Source organism: Burkholderia sp. AU30280, assembly GCF_020420125.1.
GTDB lineage: Bacteria > Pseudomonadota > Gammaproteobacteria > Burkholderiales > Burkholderiaceae > Burkholderia.
Genome location: NZ_JAIZRY010000006.1, coordinates 416,667 through 433,663, shown reverse-complemented (window position 1 = coordinate 433,663; position 16,997 = coordinate 416,667). Strand labels below are relative to the sequence as shown.

Below are 16,997 nucleotides of genomic sequence, written 5' to 3'. Positions count from 1 at the left end.
CATCAGGACGATGACGAAAGCCCAGGCCGAACCTGCCCACGACGAACTCGACGAAGCGAGTGCGTGGCTGCTGCGTCTGCGCTCGGGAGACGCGAGCCAGGCCGAAGCCGATGCGTTCGAGCGCTGGTGCGCCGATCGTCCGCAAGCCGCCGATCTGCTGCGCGATACCTGGCGCTCGCTGCGCACGGCGGCGACCGAACTCGCGCACGAGGAACGGGCGGCCGCTGCCTGGGCAAACGTTGCAAAACGCGAGCGCACGATGCGCACCGGGCGGCGCGCGTTCATCGGCTTCGCGGTCGCGGCCGGCGCGTCGTGGCTCGCGTTGCGCCCGCCGATGCAGTTGTGGCCGTCGCTCGGCGATCTCGCGGCCGATTACCACACGGGCACCGGCGAACAGCGCAGCGTCGCGCTGTCGTCACGCGTGACGGTGGAGCTGAATACGCAGACGCGCCTCGACGTACTGGCCGCGAGCGATGCCGCGCACGGCGTCGAAGTCGTCGCCGGCGAGGCGGAGATCGACGCGGCCGCGCCGCCGGCCGACCGCGCGACGCCGATCCGGCCCGTCACCGTGGTGGCGGGCGGCGGCCGCATGCAGGCGACCGTCGCGCGCTTCAACGTGCGGCGCACCGGCTCGCAGGTCTGCGTGACCTGCCTCTCCGGTACGGTCGCGCTCGAGCATCCGCGCGGCGCGCGCACGCTGACGGCCGACGATCAGGTCGTGTACGACGATCGCGGCGTGCAGCCCGTGTCGCGGATCGATCCGGGCGCGGTCAGCGCATGGCGGCGCGGGATGCTGGTGTTCAATGGCGCGCCGTTATCCGACGTCGTCGACGAGATCAATCGCTACCGGCGCGGCAAGGTCATCCTGCGCAGCGCGTCGCTCGGCGAAAACCGGATGCAGGCGCAGTTCCCGATCACGCGGCTCGACGACGTGATCGACATGGTCGGCCGCTTGTATGGCGCGCACATCACGCGCCTGCCGGGCAACATCGTGCTGCTGACCTGACCGGCTCCCCGCGCTTTACTTCCCGTTCTCCTTCCCGCCGGCGATGCGTTCGCGGCGCTTGCGGCTGTCCGCGCACTGCGGGTTACGGCCGTCCGATACGACTTGATCAATGAGGGCCGGCAAACGCCGGGCCGTCTGTCATGGCGGCCCGGTGTGACGTCGTCGGACCCGAGGCGTGGGTGGCAAGCGCCCCGGCCGTGCAGCGATGCGCGGTGCGGGGGATGTGTGTCGATGGAGCTTCGGGCGGTGGCGTGATCATGAACGAATCGCAACGGGACAAGGATCCCGGCGACGCGAATACGCGCGCCGATGCGATCCGCGAGGGCGCGGTGCGCTGGCTGCTGTGGTTGCGCACCGGCGACACGACGCAACAGGAACTGGATGCGTTTGCGTGCTGGCGCGCGCAGAGCGACGAGCATGCGCGCACGGTCCGCGAGCTGATCTGGATGTGGGCCGTGCTGGAGACGGTCGGCCGCCCGGAGCCGGGCGGGTCGACGCGTACGCATTGATGCGGCGGCTTTGCGCGCGCACTGCACTGGCATGGTGCGCATTCGCGTTCGCGCGGCGGCGCACGGGCGTTGCAAGAAAGTCTGCGGGTTATGCGGGCCCGCTTCGACCTTGTATATGAGAGAGCGAGGGGGCAGTGCGGAGGGGCTGTAGTGCGGAGACCGGGGAACGGGGGCCTGAATGGGCCCCCGGATCACCGTGCACGCACGGTGGCGGGCGTGTGGCGCCGATGTGCCGGCCGCGTCATGCAGGCCCGGATTTACGACCCGGGATTCAGGATGGCGCCCCGGGCTGCAGGCCGGCGCGTGCGCCGTTCCAGGCGGCGTCGAGCGGATCGCCGGCACCGCGCAGCGGCTCGCGCAGAAAGGGAAAGCGTTCCACGAACGGTGCGGATTCTTGCAGGGCCACGATATGTTTGACCATCCATTGCAGCAGATCGCCGCCGTGCCGGACCTGTTCCGGCCGCCAGTCCGGCATCGACGAGAAGAGGGCCGAGAAGCCGCTCCAGCGCGACGGACGGTCGTTGTCGCCAGGCCGGAAATAGGTGTTCATCGCGATGTCGTGCGCGTCGGTCAGCGCGCCGACGAACAGCCCGTGCGGCGTCGGCACGCCGATCTGCTGCCAGCCTTCCGCGAGGGCCAGCGAGCGCATCACGCGCGCCGCGACGAACGCAATGCGCGTTTCGTGTTCGATTTCCGCCAGCGACATCACGCCGTTGCGCTGCATGCAGCGTGCGACCGCGTGCGGCCGGATCACGTTCGACGCGAAACTGCGCAGCACGAGGTCGGGCACCGTCAGCTGAAGCTGGAATTCGCGCAGGCCGTGCTCGGCGCTCATCGTCGAGAAGTTGACGAACAACCCTTCGGCATGACCGAGCACGCCGACGTACGGCTCGAGCCCGAGGCGCGCGAGCTTCGGCGCGATCTGGCGCTCGAGCAGCCGCATCAGGTTGCGGCGGTTACGCACGCCCGTGAAATCGTCGAGACCGCGCGTGACGACGTCGCTGATTTCCCAGCGGCGCTCGTCGGCGACGAGCCGCGGCGAGCCGCTCAGGTCGAACCGGGCGCGGCCATGGGCCACGCGGGGATCTACGTACATGCCGGTGCCTCGTGCATCGATTGCGGGCGGACCGCCGCGGCGGCGCGCCGTCGCGCGGGTCCGGTCGCCCACGATGCTGCGGCGTCGCGGGCAGCCCGTCAAGTGCGAACGTATCGCGACGCACGCGTGCGCATGCCGTTGCGGCGGCGCGTGCGATCAACCAGACAGTGTGGGGTAATCCGATGATGCGCACGATCGTGGAACGCTTTGTCGAGCAGAGCCCTATGACGATCATGGCGCGGCTCGTGCTGCAATGCGCGCTGCACGACGACTGGATCGGCGCCGCGGCGGACGCCGGCGACGAACCCGACGGCGAGTCGATCCGCGAGGCGCTGTTTGCGCTCGCCGTCGACGCGATCGCGTCGATTGCCGCGTGGCAGCGGATGCCGGATGCCGGCGTGGCCGCTACGCCTGGGTTCGGCGCGGCCGTGACGGCACTGCACGATTGCATGAGCCGGTGGCGTGCCGGCTGGGGGCGTGCGCTGGCAAAGGACAGTGTCGAACTGCTGCTGCCGGTCGCGTCGGCGCATAACGCCGACGGCGCGCATGCAGTCGACGGGATGCGGCTGCGTGTGCTGGACGGTACCGGCGAGGCTTGCGCGCCACAGGCCGGCGGATGCGACTGCGGGCGCGCGTGCGACGACCCCGCACGTGATGCGGCGGCGAGCGGTGCGCGAGTCCTGCCGGTCTACGATCCGGAGCTCGGGATGATCGTCGACTTGCTGCCTTGCGAGCGTGGCCGGACGCACGAGCGTGCGTTCGTCGGCGCGCTGCTCGAAACGGTGCGGCCCGGCGAGCTGTGGATCGTCGATGGGCGCTTCGATACGGACGCGCTCCTTTCCGGCTGGCCGCGCCGCGGCGGCGCGTTCGTGCTGCGTGAATACGGCCGCTCGGCCGCGTGCCGGCCGCTTGGCGACTGGCAGGAGGGTGGCGTGTTCGGCGACGGGCGGCTGCGCGAACAAACCGTCGGGATGGCCGGCGAAGGCGGCGTGTCGGGCGCGTTTCGGCGCATCGAATGGCACCGCGCGGAGGCGCCCGGCGAAGTCGTCACGCTGTTGACCGATCTGCCGGCCGAGCGGTTCGACGCACCGCAGGTCGTGGCGCTGTCTTGCCGGCGTTGGCGCGACGCGCTGCCGCTGGCGCTCGAGCCCGTCACGGGCGGCGCGCCGTTCGGCGCCGTGCCCGCGCGCGCGGCGCTGCTGGCGAGCGGGATCGCCGCGTTTGCATACAACGCGTTCAGCGTGATGACGCGCGTCGTCGGCGGTGCGCTCGATCTCGATGCGCGTGACGTCGACCGCTTGCCGTCGCTGATCGCCGACGGCGTGACGGCGACCTACGCGGGCATGATGATCGCGCTGCCGCCCGACTGGTGGCAGCGTTACGACCAGCTGCCCGCGACGACGCTCGGCCAGATCGTGCGGATGCTCGCCGTGCACGTCGACCCGCGCAGCGAGCGGCGTCGGCGCCGCGACAACCGGCTTTCCGCGAAGTCGCAGGCGCTGCTGCGCGCGGCGACGCTCGAGCGCCTGATGCACGACGACGGCGACGATCCGGCCGCCAACGTGTTCAGCCTGCGCACGATCGCGATGGCGACGCGCGACTTCAGCAGCAACCCGTCGAAGGCGCTGCGGCATGCGGGCGAGGCGCTCGTGATGGTGACCAAGTACAACCGGCCGATCGCGCTGCTCGTGTCGATCGACGACTGGAACCGGCTGCTCGGCGAAGTGCGCGAGACGAGCTTCACGCGGCTGTCGTTCGATGCGGCGGTGACGCCGCAAGGCGTGCGTGCGGTCGGGTTGGGCGAGTTGTCGCGGGTCTAGCGTGCCGCCGGCTCGTCGGCTTCAACTCGTGAGCCGTCGTACCCAGATGACCGACGTCCACGCGAAATTGCCGCTGCCGTAGCGCGCGATCAGCGTGTCGATACGCGTGTTGATCCGCGTCGAGTGCACGCGGCAATGCACGAGGAAATAGCCGCTGTTCACGCCGACGGCCGAGCCGTCCGGCAGCGTCGGGTTGCCGCCCTGCGCCGGCAGCAGGTATTCGGCGATGTCGCCGGTACTGACGAAATAGGCAGTCGCGCGCCGGTCGACGAGCCGCTTGGCCTGACTCGGCGACAGCCTCGGAATCGCGGCCATGAGCACGGGTTCGGCCGCGGTGTTCGCATTGACGACGGTCAGGTCGGGCAGGATCGTCACGAATGGCGCGATCGCTTCGATCACGCGCGCGTCGTAGCCGGGAATGCGCGCGAGATCGTCGACGGACACGAGCTGCAGCGGCCAGCCGTCAGGGCCGTTCGCGTCGCGCAGCGAGCGCAGCATGTAGTCGGCCGTCGATTGCGCGAGCGCGGGATCGAGCGACAGCTGGCCGAGCAGGCGCCGGTACGCCAGCACGCCTTCGCCGCTGGACTGCCACGGCTTGCCGGGCGCCGCGCGCGACACGAGGTTCGTCAGGTTGAAGCGCGCCTGCGCGTCCTCGACGCTGCCCGAGATCCACGCGCGCGACAGCTCGGCGTTGACCGCCAGCGCGTCGGACGGCAGCAGGTCCGAGAGCTGTACGTCGGCGACCGGTGCGGACCACGGCTGGCCGACGAACGTGACGTTCGACGTCGCGCTTTGCGCGCGCAGTGTCGCGCGCGCCCATTCGACCGCGGCGCGCTCGATCCACATCGTCTGCGTGGCGAGCCGCTGGTTCTCGACGTCGCGCGTCGCGACCTGCTGGCGCCACAGCACGCTGGCGGCCAGCGTGGCCGCCAGCGCGACGACGAGCAGCACCGTCACGATCGCGATGCCGCGTTCGCGCCGCGCGCGCGCCGTCCTTCCCGTCCCGTATCGATGCATCCGCGTGCCTCCGCAGTGTCTGTCCGCGCGGTGCGCTCACACCTCGAACGCCAGCCACGCATGCGCGATGCTCGCATGCGCAGATGACGTAACGCCGAACAGCGCGGCGAGCCCCGCGACCCAGCACGCGAGCGTCGCGGGACGCATGCCGTCGTTTGCCAGCGGGCCGACCAGGCTGGCGATTGCGTGCGAGCGCCACAGCAGCAGCACGAACAGCGCACAGCCGACGGCCATCGCGATGCCGAACATGTGTGCCGCGACGACCGGGCGCCGCGTGAACGGCATGCGGTGATGCCGCTGGTTCGTCGCGACGATCGCGACCCCGTTTGCGACCGGCACGATCGCCATCGCGAGTCGCCAGAACAGCGGCTGGTCGCTCGCCGGATTGATCAGCAGCAGCGTGCCGATCATCCAGATCGGCGGCGCGAGCAAGGTGAGGACGGACCACGACAGCAGTTGCCACGCGAGCCACGGCCCGCGCCAGCGCAGCGGCGGAATCAGCGCGGCATGAGCGGCGGGCGGAAGCGGCCGGCCCGGCATTCCGGCGGCGCCGGACAATCGCCCGGCGAGCCACCGTACGAGCATCGTGGCGAATGACATGGAGGGTCCTGTCGGTGACGTGTTCTGGTCTCAATAGCTAGGACGAAGCGGGCAGCCGCAAGCCGCAGGATTTCGCGCATGCCGGCGGTTTGCCGCGCTGCACATCGCGATTGCGCGGCGCCGCGTAAACGGTCTCGACGATCGCTTGCCGTGTTTCGCGAGCGTTTCGTGAATATCTTCAGCGGAATGTCACAAAAACTTCCCGGTTGAAACCCGAGGATTGTCGGGCTGTTCGTCGGCACGTCGCGCTTTTTGCGCGTCGGCCGGCCAGACGGCGACACGTTTGCCGGCCATCCGCGCGCAACGGCGGACCGCCGAGCGCCGCACGCCGGCCACGCGACGACACGTACACGAAACGGGGGCCACGCAAGGTCATGCGCCGCTTCTCGCCAGTCTTGCGCGAGGGGCGGCTGCGCGCGCATTGCAGGCCGCGTGCGTCGATCGTTTGCCGGTGCAGGCGGATCGATCGACGTCACGCAAAAAACATTGCGGCAATGCGCGCTTCGTTCCGTCTAGGTAGGTGGGAGCTGCGACTCGGTGCGCGGCAAGCGGCCCCGATGCGCCGTGCCGGCGCGCGGGGGCACGCGGATACGCGCATTTTTTCTCATCAGGCGGCATGAAGCCGACAGGTGCATGACAGTGGAACAGTTCGAGGAAACCAGGACGACCGGTGATAGCGGCGCGCCGGCGGACGATGCATCGGCACGGCGGGCGGAGGCGTTGTCGCCGGTCATCAACCTGCGCGACACGGGGCGCTTCCTGCAGGTGCTCGAGGCGCTCAAGTGCTCGCTGGCCGTGAGCCGCCGTCCGTCCGGCGTCGCCGTGATCGGTGTTGACGATGGCGTTCCCACGCTGTCCGCGTGCCTGTTGCCGCGCTCGATGGGGATGGCCGTGTCGGGCAACCGGCTCGCGGTCGCGACGATGCACGAGCTGATGGTGTTCGCGAACGTGTCGACGCTTGCGCCGCGCTATCCGGTTCGCCCGGATCATTACGACGCGATGTTCGTGCCGCGCATGTCCTACTACACAGGCGATCTCGACCTGCACGACATGGCGTTCGACAAGCACGTCCTGCTCGCGGTCAACACGCGCTATTCGTGCATCAGCGTGATCGACGGCTATTTCAACTTCACGCCGATCTGGCAGCCGCCGTTCGTGACGGAAACCGCACCGGACGATCGTTGCCACCTGAACGGCATGGCGTTTGCCGAGGGCAAGGTGCGCTTCGTGACCGCGCTCGGCATGAGCAACGAGCCGTTCGGCTGGCGGAGCGGGATGGCCGGCAGCGGCATCGTGATGGAGGTGCCGTCGGGCCGGGTCGTCGCATCGGGGCTGTCGATGCCGCATTCGCCGCGCGTGATCGGCGGGCGGCTGCATGTGCTCGAAGGCGGCCGCGGCCACGTGCTGCAGATCGATCCGCAGTCCGGTGCGCGGCGTGTGCTCGCGAAGCTGCCTGGCTTTACGCACGGTCTCGCCGAGTACGGCGGCGTGTTGTTCGTCGGCCTGTCGAAGCTGCGTGACAAACGCGGCCCGCAGGGGTTGCCGATCGAAAGCGAATCGGACGTGCTGGTCGCGGGGGTGGCCGCGCTCGACGCGAACACCGGCGACGTGCTCGGCATCCTTCAGTTCTTCAACGGCGTCGACGAGATCTTCGACGTGCAGGTGCTTCCGAACGTGCGGCGCGCCGAAATCCTGAGCCCGCATCAATGGGCCGAGACACCGTCGATCGTAACGATGCAGGGCGGCTTCTGGCAGACGCGTCCGCGTGAGGACGATGAACCCGCGAATACGGGGGAGAAGGCGTGATGACGATCGATCGTTGCGGGTTTCCGGCCGTCGTTTCGTCCATATCGATAGACGGGGCTCGCGCAGGGTGGGGGGGCTCGCCGCAGCGGGCTGGCGGAGTGCTGTGGCTCACGGGGCTGTCGGGCGCGGGCAAGACGACGTTGGCCGATGCGGTGGCCGCGCGACTGAGCGACCGACGCATGCATCCGGTGGTGCTCGATGGCGACCGGTTGCGGAAGGGGTTGAATCGGGATCTCGGTTTTACGGTGCAGGATCGTTTCGAGAACGTGCGGCGCATCGCCGAAGTCGCGGCACTGTTGAGCGAATCGGGCGCGCTTGCGATCGTCGCGGTCATTTCACCGCTTGCGGCGATGCGCGACGAAGCGAAAGCGATCGTGGGGCCGACATTCCGTGAGGTGTATGTGAGCACGTCGCTGGACTGCTGCGAGGCGCGGGATCCGAAGGGGCTGTATGCGAAGGCGCGGCGTGGCGCGCTGCCGGAGTTCACGGGTGTTTCGGCACCGTACGAACCGCCGGTGGCAGCCGACCTTGAGATCGATGCGGGTCGTGCTTCGCTTGCGATGTGCGTCGATGCGCTGGTGCAGTTCGCGTGTGCGCAGTTTGGCGGTGCGGTCGATGCGGGGGCGGCGCGGATGCATCACGGGTAAGGTCGGTTCGGTGATCGGAACAGCATCGCGCAGATCATGCTAAGGATGACGAATAAATCGTCATCAAAGTGAAACAGGCATTTGATAGCGGAGCGAACGGCTGGCGCGGTGCGCTTTGCGTCGATCCGGAACAACAAAGGGGAATGGCGCATGCCGCCGAGAGTAGACCGCAAGTCACGCGAACGATGGCGGCTGAACTGCCGATGCCTGGCAGGTGTCGTGCTGGCCGGTGGGCTGGGCTTCGCGCCGGGGATTCATGCGCAGGAAGCCGCGCCGGCCGCGAAGGCGGTGCCGGCTGCACCGCAGTCGTTCGACGTGAATGCCTTCGTGGTGCGCGGCAACACGACGTTGCCGACGCTCGAGATCGAGAAGGCCGTGTATCCGTTCGAAGGGCCGGGCCGCACGCTCGCCGACGTGAACGCGGCGCGTGACGCATTGCAGAAGGCGTACCAGGATCGCGGCTACCAGTCGGTCGTCGTCGAGCTGCCGCAGCAGCAGGTGAAGAACGGCGTGATCCTGCTGCAGGTGACGGAAGCGAAGGTCGGGCGCTTGCGCGTCGACGGCGCGAAGTACAACTCGCCGCAGAACATTCGCGACGCGGTGCCCGCGCTGGCCGAGGGCCAGGTGCCCGATTTCAACCAGGCGCAGCAACAGCTCACCGACCTGAACCGCTCGGCGGACCGGCAAGTGATTCCGATCCTCAAGCCGGGTGCGCTGCCGCAGACGGTCGACGTCGACCTGAAGGTCGACGATCACAGCCCGCTGCACGGCTCGCTCGAACTGAACAACGACAACAGCCCCGGCACGTCGTCGCTGCGCACGACCGCGAACCTCAGCTACTCGAATCTGTGGCAGCTCGGCCACGTGATTTCGGGCACCTACGTGCTTGCGCCGCAGCATCCGAACGATGCGCGCGTCTATGCGTTCTCGTATCTCGCGCCGATCAGGGATTCGCACTGGAGTTTCCTCGCGACGGTCGTGCATTCCGACAGCAACGTCGCCTCGGTCGCGAACACCAACGTGCTCGGCAAGGGCACCACGTACGGCTTCACCGCGATCTATGCGCTGCCGGCATCGGAAACCTACGCGCACTCGGTCAGTGTCGAGATCGACCGCAAGCACTTCGACGAAAACGTGTCGATACCGGGCCAGGCGGGCTCGACCGCGCCGCTCACATACGTGCCGGTGACGCTGTCGTACAACGGCCAGCTGAGCCTGAAGCATTCGCAGACGTCGTTCTCCGCGTCGGTGACGACCAACATCCGCGGCCTCGGCAGCGACTGGGGCGCATGGGACAACAAGCGCTACAACGCGACGCCCGATTTCGTGTACGGCAAGTTCGACGTCAACCACACGCAGCGCTTCGCCAACGACATGCAGGCCAATGCGCACGTGAACGCGCAGATCGCGAACTCGCCGCTCGTGTCGAGCGAGCAGTTCGCCGCGGGCGGGATGAACAGCGTGCGTGGCTACATGCAGGCCGAGGACACGGCCGACAGCGGCGTGATCGCATCGGTCGAATTGCGCAGCCCGTCGCTCGCGAAGTGGCTCGGCGGCGCGGTCGGCAGCCGCGTGAACGAATGGCGTTTCCACGCGTTCTTCGACGCGGCGCACCTCTGGCTGCTGAGCCCGCTGCCGGAGCAGACGTCGCGCTTCAACCTGATGAGCGTCGGCGTCGGTACACGGGTGCAGATCATGAAGTACGCCAGCGCGGATTTCGAGGCCGGCTGGCCGTTGAAGGCGGGCATCTATACGCGGCAGTACAGCCCGCGATTCGATTTCTACGTAAGGCTGGGGTTCTGACGGATTTTTTTGATCGTGCCGGGGCGATGCGACGAGCGCGGCGCCCGCACATTCGGGGAGTGGATCGTGAAGCGAGTCTTGTTTTTCCTGTTGGCGGTGATGCTCGGCGTGCTGCCCGGCATCGCGAACGCATGGTGGCAGAACGACTGGTCGTACCGGAAGGCGATCACGATCGACGCGAGCGCGAAAGGCGCGAACCTCGCGGAATCGGCCGGCCGGGTGCCGCTGCTGATCCGCCTGCACTCGGGCAACTTCCAGTTCGACGGGCTGGCCGACAACGGCGCGGACATCCGTTTCGTCGCCGCCGACGACAAGACGCCGCTGAACTACCACGTCGAGCAATACGATCCGGTGCTCGGCGTCGCGCTGATCTGGGTCGACATTCCGAAGATGCCGGCGGGCGCCGCGGAGTCGATCTGGATGTACTACGGCAACAAGAAGGCGCCGGACGGCAGCAAGCCGGCCGAGACGTTCGATGCCGACTACACGCTCGTCTACCACTTCAACGGTGCGGCGGGTGCGCCGCCGAAAGACCTGACCGCGTACGGCAACCACGCGCAGAACGCGTCGTTCCGCACGGTCGAGGACGGCATCGTCGGCAAGGGCGCGCGGTTCGACGGCAACGGGTCGCTGACGCTGCCGGCGAGCCCGTCGCTGAATGTGCCGGCAGGCGGCAGCTTCACGTTCAGCGCATGGGTGAAGCCGTCGGCGTTCACGCCGAATACGCTGCTGTACAGCCGTCGCGACGGCGCGAACGCGCTGCTGATCGGACTCGACAATGGCGTGCCGTTCGCGGAAGTCGACGGTGGCGCTGCACCGGTGCGCACGCCGGCCGCGTCGCCGGTCGCCGCGAACCAGTGGACGTTTCTCGCGGTCACGGCGGATGGCAGGAACCTCACCGTCTACGTGAACGGCAAGCAGGCCGCACAGGTCGCGGCGGCGCTGCCCGCGCTGAACGCCGCGGCGACGATCGGTGCGGACGCAACAGGCGCGCCGGCCGGGTTCGCCGCGTATTCGGGCGCGCTCGACGAACTGCGTCTGTCGAAGATCGCGCGCTCGCCGGCCGCGATCGCGGTCGACGCGCTCGCGCAGGGCTCGGAATCGAAGCTCGTCGCGTACGGCGCCGACGAGAAGCAGTCGGGTTTCGGCTTCGGTTACTTCGGCGTGATCGTGCAATCGGTGACCGTCGACGCGTGGGTCGTGATCACGATCCTGCTCGGCATGGCGCTCGTGTCGTGGATCGTGATGTGGACGAAGGCGCGCTACGTCGGCACCGTCGACAAGGCCAACCAGTATTTCGTGCAGCGCTTCCGCGAAGTGGCCGGGCGTCACCTGGTCGGCCTCGCGCATGTCGACGAAGCGAGCGCCGACGGCCGCCGCCTGTATCAGTCGTCGCTGTACCGGCTGTACAAGGCCGGCGTGCATGAAATCCACAGCCGCGTGGACAGCAACGGCCGCACGGTGATCACGTCGGAATCGATCGAGGCGATTCGCGCGTCGATGGACGCGACGCTCGTGCGGGAAAACCAGCGGCTGTCGAAGTCGATGGTGCTGCTGACGATCGCGATCTCGGGCGGCCCGTTCCTCGGGCTGCTGGGCACGGTGGTGGGCGTGATGATCACGTTTGCCGCGATCGCGGCGGCCGGCGACGTGAACGTGAACGCGATCGCGCCGGGTATCGCGGCCGCGCTGCTCGCCACCGTCACGGGCCTGTTCGTCGCGATCCCCGCGCTGTTTGGCTACAACTACCTGCTGATCCGCAACAAGAACGTGACCGCGAACATGCAGGTGTTCGTCGACGAATTCGTCACGCGCCTCGCCGAAGCACACCGCGCGCCCGATCACGCGGTGCTGGCCGACTGACGCACGCAGGAGACCACCATGCAGGTTCAGGACGACGACAAGCCGTACGACGACATCAACATCACGCCGATGCTCGACCTCGCGTACGTGCTGCTGATCATCTTCATCATCATGACGACCGCGTCGGTGCAGGGCATCAAGGTCGATTTGCCGAAGGCGAGCTCGTCCGCGAGTCTTGCGAAGCCGAAGACGAAGGCAATCACGGTCGCCGATTCGGGGCAAGTGTTCCTCGACGCGTACCCGGTGACGATGGACGAACTCGAGAGCCGGCTGCGCACCGAGAAGGCGACCAGTCCGGATTTTCCGATCGTGCTAAAGGGCGACGCGGGCGTGCAGTACCAGAAGGTGATGGACGTGCTCGACCTGCTGCGCCGCCTCGATCTGTCGCAGGTCGGTCTCGTGACCGGCAAGGCGAAGCAGGGTGGCTGATGCGATGGAAATGACCTATAACGGCGGCCCGCCGGACAAGGGCCCCGGCCGCTACGTGAAGCCCGTCGCGATCGTGCTGGTGCTCGCGGGCGTTGCCGCGCTGATCTGGCATTTCGCGGGCGATACCGCAGGCGTGAAGCGCGTGAGCGCGCCGCAGGTGACGACGGTGATTCCGCTGCCGCCGCCCCCGCCGCCGCCGAAACAGAAGCCGCCGCCCGAGAAGGTGAAGGAAGAGGTCAAGACGCCGGTCGAGCGGCCGACGATCGCGCCGAAGCCGTCCGAGGCGCCGAAGCCGTCGGACAACCAGCCGAAGCAGATGACGATGAATGCCGATGCGCAGGCGGGCACCGACAACTTCGGCATCGGCGCGGGCGACGGCTCGGGGATGGTCGGCAGCGGCGGGGGCGGCAAGTTCGGCAACGCGAGCTATGCGCAGTACATGGTGTACGTACTGCAGCGTGCGATCGAGCAGGACAAGGGCGTGCAGGAGGCCGGCGGCGCGCGTTTCGCGGGCAGCCTGAACCTGTGGATGGATACGTCGGGGCGCATCACGAAGGTGACGGTCGCGCAGTCCACCGGCGACGCGAAGATCGACGCGGCGGTCGTCGCGGCGGTCGAAGCGCTTGGCCGGGTCGACGAGGCACCGCCGCCGGCGACCTCGTATCCGGTGCTCGTCAAGCTTCAGGGGCGCAAGCCGGCATGACGATGCGTGCGCGATACGACGAAAGAATCCTGGGGTGGCGCCGTTGCACGGATGCTGCCGGAAAAGAAACGAAAATTGTTCGGAGTGCTTCGATGATTAGGAAGATGAACGGACGGGGTGGGGTGCCCCGCAACGGCGCGCTGCCCGCGCGCCTGTCGCGCGTCGGCGCGGCGGTGCTGACGCTCGGGCTGACCTGCGCGTCCGCCGCGCACGGGCAATCGCTCGAGGCGCAGGCCGCGTCGGGGAAAGCCGCGCCGACCGAGAGCGTGGTGATCAACCTGATCAACCTGCTCGTGAAGCGTGGCGTGCTCACGCAGCAGAACGCGAACGAGCTGATCAGCGAGGCGCGCACCGAGGCCGTGCAGGCGAGATCGGCCCGCGCATCGGGCGCGCCGGTCGTGGCGGGCGGCGTGGTCAACCCGCCGACGCAGCCGGGCGACGTCGCGGTGCCGTACGTGCCGCAGCTCGTGCGCGACCAGATCCGCGACCAGGTGAAGCAGGAAGTGATCGCGCAGGCGAAGGCCGAGAACTGGGCGCAGCCGAACACGTTCCCCGACTGGGTGTCGCGCATCAAGCTCGACGGCGACCTGCGCGTGCGTGACGAGTATCACTTCTACGGCGGCGGCAACACGAATGGCGTGACGAATTTCGCGGCGATCAACCAGGCCGGCGGATTCGACGTCAACCCGAACACCAACAACACGCAGATCCCCACGCAGAACACGCGCGAGAACCGCAACAACCTGCTGCGCTACCGCGCGCGGCTCGGCGTGACGGCGACGCTGTCCGACGAGATGATCGCCGGCATCCAGCTCGCGAGCGGCAACGACAACGGGCCCGTGTCGACCACGGCCACCGCGGGCGGCGGCTTCGCGAAGAAGAACATCTGGCTGAACAAGGCGTTCTTCGCGTACAAGCCCACGTCGTGGCTGAACCTGACGGCCGGCCGTTTCGACAACCCGTTCTTCAAGTCGGACCTGGTGTTCTCGGACGACCTGATGATGGACGGGATCGCCGCGAACCTGCGGCATGCGCTGCCGTGGAATCCGGACGTCACGCTGTTCGGCACGCTCGGCGTGTTCCCGATCCAGTACACGAGCGAGAACTTCCCGTCGAACAGCACCGAGAAGGCCGGCAGCGACACGAAGTGGATGTTCGGCGCGCAATTCGGCGCCGACTGGAAGATCGATGCGAAGAACCGGCTGCGCGGCGCGATCGCGTACTACGACTTCCAGAACATGCGCGGCACGCTGTCGTCGCCGTGCGCGCTGTATCTGGGCGCGACGAGCTGCAGCACCGACAACGAGGCGCCTGCATTCATGCAGGGCGGCAACACGCTGATCGCGCTGCGCAACATCGTGCAGAACCCGAACCTCGCGCCCGGCATGACGCCGCAGCCGCAGCTGTTCGGCCTCGCCTACAACTACCGGCTGCTCGACCTGAAGGCGCAGTGGGACACGGTGGTGGCCGATCGCTTCAAGCTGCGTCTCGACGGCGAGTACGTGCGCAACCTCGCGTACAACGACAACAAGGCGTTCGCGGCGGCGTCGCTGCCGGTCAACAACTACGATTCGACGTCGGTGAACGCGACGCGCGCCGACTACCGCAGCGGCCCGAACGGCTTCCTCGCGAAGGCGACGTTCGGCGAGCCGGAGCCGCGCGAGAAGGGCCAGTGGAACTTCTCGATCGCTTACAAGTACCTGCAGCCGGACGCCGTGCTCGATGCATTCAACGATCCCGACTTCCACCTCGGCGGCACCAACGCGCGCGGCTACGTGCTCGGCGCCGCGTATGCGGTCGCACGCGATACCTGGGTGTCGGCCCGTTACCTGAGCTCGAAGGAAGTGTACGGGCCGCCGGTTTCGATCGACGTGCTGCAGATCGAGCTCAATGCTCGCTTCTGACCGGAGTCGCGCATGAACACGATCACTCGCATGATGTTCGCGAGCGCCCTGGCCGGCACGCTGCTGCTCGCGGCCGGCGGCGCGCACGCGCAGAGCATCGAGGACAAGCTGCGTAGCCAGTTGCGCTCGACCGTGCAGGAGCTGCGCCAGTTGCAGGACAACCAGGCGCAGTTGCAGAGCGACAAGGCGGCGGCCGAGAAGCAGCGCGACGACGCGCTCGCGCAGCTGAAGGCGATGCAGGGGCAACTGGCGGCCGCGCGCGGCGACTCGGGCGCCGAGGCGGCTGCGAAGCGCGCGCTCGCGCAGGAGCGCGCGAGCCGCGAGCAGGACGCGAAGTCGCTGGCGAAATACAAGTCGTCCTATGAGGACTTGCTCGCCGTGTCGCGCGCCCGCGATGCACAGCACACGCAACTGCAGAAGGACGCCGCCGCGCGTGACACGCAACTGAAATCCTGCCAGGCACAGAATGCCGAGCTGTATCGCGTGGGGCACGAGATTCTCGACGCGTACGAGCATGTCGGGATCGGCACGCTGTTCTCGTCGCGTCAGCCGTTCGCGCAGTCGGCGCGCGTGAAGTACGACGACATCGCGCAACGTTACGGCGATGCGCTGTATGCGGGCAAGTACGACCCGGCCGCGCGGCCGGCGGCCGCAACACCGGCGCCGGCACCGGCGTCGGCGTCGGCTACCGCGGCGAACGCGCAGTGAGCGCGTGGCCCGCAGCCGGGATGGAACCGATCGATTCGTTGAATACGGGGAAGACAGACATGCAAGACACGCAACCGAACGCCGGCGACGAACGCACGGCACACGACGCGCCGATCGAAGCGATCAGCGCCGACCACCTTGCCGACGTGCTGCGCCGCGCGGGCTACCGCGTGACGGCGGCCGAGCAGAACGGCGCGGTGCAACTGATGAGCGCAAGCCAGGGCATCGGCTTCGCGGTGCGCTTCGGCAATCCGGCCGCCGCGCTCGCGCCGCAGGGCGCCGACGCACCGCCCGCCGCGCTGCTGTTCATCGACTACACGCTGTCGTGCGTGCTGCAGGTGCAGGGCGAATTGCCGGCCGAACTCGTCGCGGACTGGAACCGGACCAAGCGCTTCGCGCGTCTCGCGAGCCACGGGCCGTTTCTCGCGCTGGAAATGGACGTGGTCGTCGCGGGCGGCGTGTCCGAGCGCTACCTGCGTTCGACGATCGAGCTATGGGATCGCCTGATCCAGGAATTCCTGCTGCACCTGCGCAACCGTCCCGCGATGGCCGAGCAGGAAGCGGCGGCACGCGCGGCGGCCGGCGATCAGGCAGGCGCATCGCCGGTCGAAGCGACCACGGCAGCGGTCGAGGCCACTGCGAAGTGAGGATCGGCGCCGCGCTGCGTGCGCTGCTGCCGGGCCGTGCACGGCGCGCGGCGGACGCGATAGCCGCGGGCGACGCACCCGCCGCGTGGGGCGCGTATGCCCGGCGTACCGCGCTGTGGCTGCAGGAGACGCTTGACGGCGACGACGCGGCGGTATGCCTCCTGCGTGCCGGCATCGAGCATTGGGCCGGCGAACGGGCCGATGCGGGCGACGACGGTCCCGTGCTGCCGGTGCGCGCGTGGCTCGACCGGTACGGGCACGTGACGCGCGTCGACAGCGGCGCGGCCGGGCCACCGGCGCTCGACGCCGCGCTGCATGCGGCACTCGTCGGCCGGGCGGTCGGCGCGGCACCGCCGCGCGGGATGGCGCAGCCGCTGGTCCTGCGCATGACGCTGACGGACGCGCGCTGATGCGGCGTCCGCATTTCAAGAGCAATCGA

16 protein-coding genes are annotated in these 16,997 nt (G+C 68.4%); 13 read left to right on the top strand and 3 right to left on the bottom strand.

The window, feature by feature from the left end:
• The first annotated feature begins 10 nt into the window (after positions 1 to 10).
• Both LGN17_RS17050 and LGN17_RS17045 read left to right on the top strand, forming a co-directional pair.
• Positions 11 to 1,006, top strand: a complete 996-nt coding sequence (locus tag LGN17_RS17050) for a FecR family protein (RefSeq protein WP_226197834.1) — start codon at positions 11 to 13, stop codon at positions 1,004 to 1,006.
• A 257-nt stretch (positions 1,007 to 1,263) separates the two neighbouring features.
• Positions 1,264 to 1,515, top strand: a complete 252-nt coding sequence (locus LGN17_RS17045; protein ID WP_223274306.1) for a FecR/PupR family sigma factor regulator — start codon at positions 1,264 to 1,266, stop codon at positions 1,513 to 1,515.
• A gap of 271 nt (positions 1,516 to 1,786) precedes the next feature.
• Here LGN17_RS17045 and LGN17_RS17040 read toward each other — a convergent pair whose 3' ends face one another.
• Positions 1,787 to 2,611: a hypothetical protein gene (locus LGN17_RS17040; protein ID WP_226197833.1), complete on the bottom strand. Its 825-nt coding sequence runs from the start codon at positions 2,609 to 2,611 to the stop codon at positions 1,787 to 1,789.
• A 182-nt stretch (positions 2,612 to 2,793) separates the two neighbouring features.
• Here LGN17_RS17040 and LGN17_RS17035 point away from each other — a divergent pair, with 182 nt between their 5' ends.
• The gene (locus LGN17_RS17035) at positions 2,794 to 4,431 is read left to right on the top strand and encodes a transposase (RefSeq protein WP_226197832.1); all 1,638 of its coding nucleotides are present in this window, start codon (positions 2,794 to 2,796) and stop codon (positions 4,429 to 4,431) included.
• A 21-nt stretch (positions 4,432 to 4,452) separates the two neighbouring features.
• On the opposite strand, the gene gspK is transcribed toward LGN17_RS17035, so the two are convergent.
• Positions 4,453 to 5,448, bottom strand: coding sequence for a type II secretion system minor pseudopilin GspK (gene gspK, locus LGN17_RS17030; RefSeq protein WP_226197831.1), 996 nt, complete (start codon positions 5,446 to 5,448; stop codon positions 4,453 to 4,455).
• A 36-nt stretch (positions 5,449 to 5,484) separates the two neighbouring features.
• On the bottom strand, positions 5,485 to 6,048 hold the full coding sequence (locus tag LGN17_RS17025) for a hypothetical protein (RefSeq protein WP_226197830.1): 564 nt from the start codon (positions 6,046 to 6,048) through the stop codon (positions 5,485 to 5,487).
• Between the two features lie 633 nt (positions 6,049 to 6,681).
• Between LGN17_RS17025 and LGN17_RS17020 the strand changes: the two genes are divergently transcribed.
• The 10 genes from LGN17_RS17020 to LGN17_RS16975 all read left to right on the top strand — a co-directional run bounded on the left by LGN17_RS17020 (position 6,682) and on the right by LGN17_RS16975 (position 16,968).
• On the top strand, positions 6,682 to 7,854 hold the full coding sequence (locus tag LGN17_RS17020) for a TIGR03032 family protein (protein ID WP_226197829.1): 1,173 nt from the start codon (positions 6,682 to 6,684) through the stop codon (positions 7,852 to 7,854).
• Positions 7,854 to 8,501 (top strand): adenylyl-sulfate kinase, encoded by a 648-nt coding sequence (cysC, locus tag LGN17_RS17015; protein ID WP_226197828.1) that lies wholly within the window; start codon positions 7,854 to 7,856, stop codon positions 8,499 to 8,501. The genes LGN17_RS17020 and cysC overlap by 1 nt, the downstream gene beginning before the upstream one ends.
• Positions 8,502 to 8,651: 150 nt before the next feature.
• On the top strand, positions 8,652 to 10,304 hold the full coding sequence (locus LGN17_RS17010) for a ShlB/FhaC/HecB family hemolysin secretion/activation protein (protein WP_226197827.1): 1,653 nt from the start codon (positions 8,652 to 8,654) through the stop codon (positions 10,302 to 10,304).
• Positions 10,305 to 10,370: 66 nt separating this feature from the next.
• Complete coding sequence (locus LGN17_RS17005; RefSeq protein WP_226197826.1) at positions 10,371 to 12,167, top strand: DUF2341 domain-containing protein; 1,797 nt, start codon at positions 10,371 to 10,373, stop codon at positions 12,165 to 12,167.
• Positions 12,168 to 12,185: 18 nt separating this feature from the next.
• Positions 12,186 to 12,596, top strand: coding sequence for an ExbD/TolR family protein (locus LGN17_RS17000; protein WP_021161942.1), 411 nt, complete (start codon positions 12,186 to 12,188; stop codon positions 12,594 to 12,596).
• Positions 12,597 to 12,600: 4 nt separating this feature from the next.
• Entirely contained in the window at positions 12,601 to 13,299 is a 699-nt protein-coding gene (locus LGN17_RS16995) for a TonB family protein (RefSeq protein WP_226197825.1), read from the top strand.
• A 92-nt stretch (positions 13,300 to 13,391) separates the two neighbouring features.
• Positions 13,392 to 15,203: a putative porin gene (locus LGN17_RS16990; RefSeq protein ID WP_226197824.1), complete on the top strand. Its 1,812-nt coding sequence runs from the start codon at positions 13,392 to 13,394 to the stop codon at positions 15,201 to 15,203.
• 12 nt (positions 15,204 to 15,215) lie between these two features.
• Positions 15,216 to 15,911, top strand: a complete 696-nt coding sequence (locus tag LGN17_RS16985; RefSeq protein WP_226197823.1) for a hypothetical protein — start codon at positions 15,216 to 15,218, stop codon at positions 15,909 to 15,911.
• Positions 15,912 to 15,970: 59 nt separating this feature from the next.
• Complete coding sequence (locus tag LGN17_RS16980; protein WP_226197822.1) at positions 15,971 to 16,558, top strand: YbjN domain-containing protein; 588 nt, start codon at positions 15,971 to 15,973, stop codon at positions 16,556 to 16,558.
• Positions 16,555 to 16,968 (top strand): hypothetical protein, encoded by a 414-nt coding sequence (locus tag LGN17_RS16975; RefSeq protein ID WP_226197821.1) that lies wholly within the window; start codon positions 16,555 to 16,557, stop codon positions 16,966 to 16,968. The genes LGN17_RS16980 and LGN17_RS16975 overlap by 4 nt, the downstream gene beginning before the upstream one ends.
• The last annotated feature ends 29 nt before the right edge of the window (positions 16,969 to 16,997 follow it).

What these genes read in the sequence shown, in the direction of transcription:
- LGN17_RS17050 (WP_226197834.1), top strand. Translation starts at nt 11, where the DNA reads ATGACGAAAGCCCAGGCCGAACCTGCCCACGACGAACTCGACGAAGCG.
- LGN17_RS17045 (WP_223274306.1), top strand. Translation starts at nt 1,264, where the DNA reads ATGAACGAATCGCAACGGGACAAGGATCCCGGCGACGCGAATACGCGC.
- LGN17_RS17040 (WP_226197833.1), bottom strand. Translation starts at nt 2,611, where the DNA reads ATGTACGTAGATCCCCGCGTGGCCCATGGCCGCGCCCGGTTCGACCTG.
- LGN17_RS17035 (WP_226197832.1), top strand. Translation starts at nt 2,794, where the DNA reads ATGATGCGCACGATCGTGGAACGCTTTGTCGAGCAGAGCCCTATGACG.
- gspK (WP_226197831.1), bottom strand. Translation starts at nt 5,448, where the DNA reads ATGCATCGATACGGGACGGGAAGGACGGCGCGCGCGCGGCGCGAACGC.
- LGN17_RS17025 (WP_226197830.1), bottom strand. Translation starts at nt 6,048, where the DNA reads ATGTCATTCGCCACGATGCTCGTACGGTGGCTCGCCGGGCGATTGTCC.
- LGN17_RS17020 (WP_226197829.1), top strand. Translation starts at nt 6,682, where the DNA reads ATGACAGTGGAACAGTTCGAGGAAACCAGGACGACCGGTGATAGCGGC.
- cysC (WP_226197828.1), top strand. Translation starts at nt 7,854, where the DNA reads ATGACGATCGATCGTTGCGGGTTTCCGGCCGTCGTTTCGTCCATATCG.
- LGN17_RS17010 (WP_226197827.1), top strand. Translation starts at nt 8,652, where the DNA reads ATGCCGCCGAGAGTAGACCGCAAGTCACGCGAACGATGGCGGCTGAAC.
- LGN17_RS17000 (WP_021161942.1), top strand. Translation starts at nt 12,186, where the DNA reads ATGCAGGTTCAGGACGACGACAAGCCGTACGACGACATCAACATCACG.
- LGN17_RS16995 (WP_226197825.1), top strand. Translation starts at nt 12,601, where the DNA reads ATGGAAATGACCTATAACGGCGGCCCGCCGGACAAGGGCCCCGGCCGC.
- LGN17_RS16990 (WP_226197824.1), top strand. Translation starts at nt 13,392, where the DNA reads ATGATTAGGAAGATGAACGGACGGGGTGGGGTGCCCCGCAACGGCGCG.
- LGN17_RS16985 (WP_226197823.1), top strand. Translation starts at nt 15,216, where the DNA reads ATGAACACGATCACTCGCATGATGTTCGCGAGCGCCCTGGCCGGCACG.
- LGN17_RS16980 (WP_226197822.1), top strand. Translation starts at nt 15,971, where the DNA reads ATGCAAGACACGCAACCGAACGCCGGCGACGAACGCACGGCACACGAC.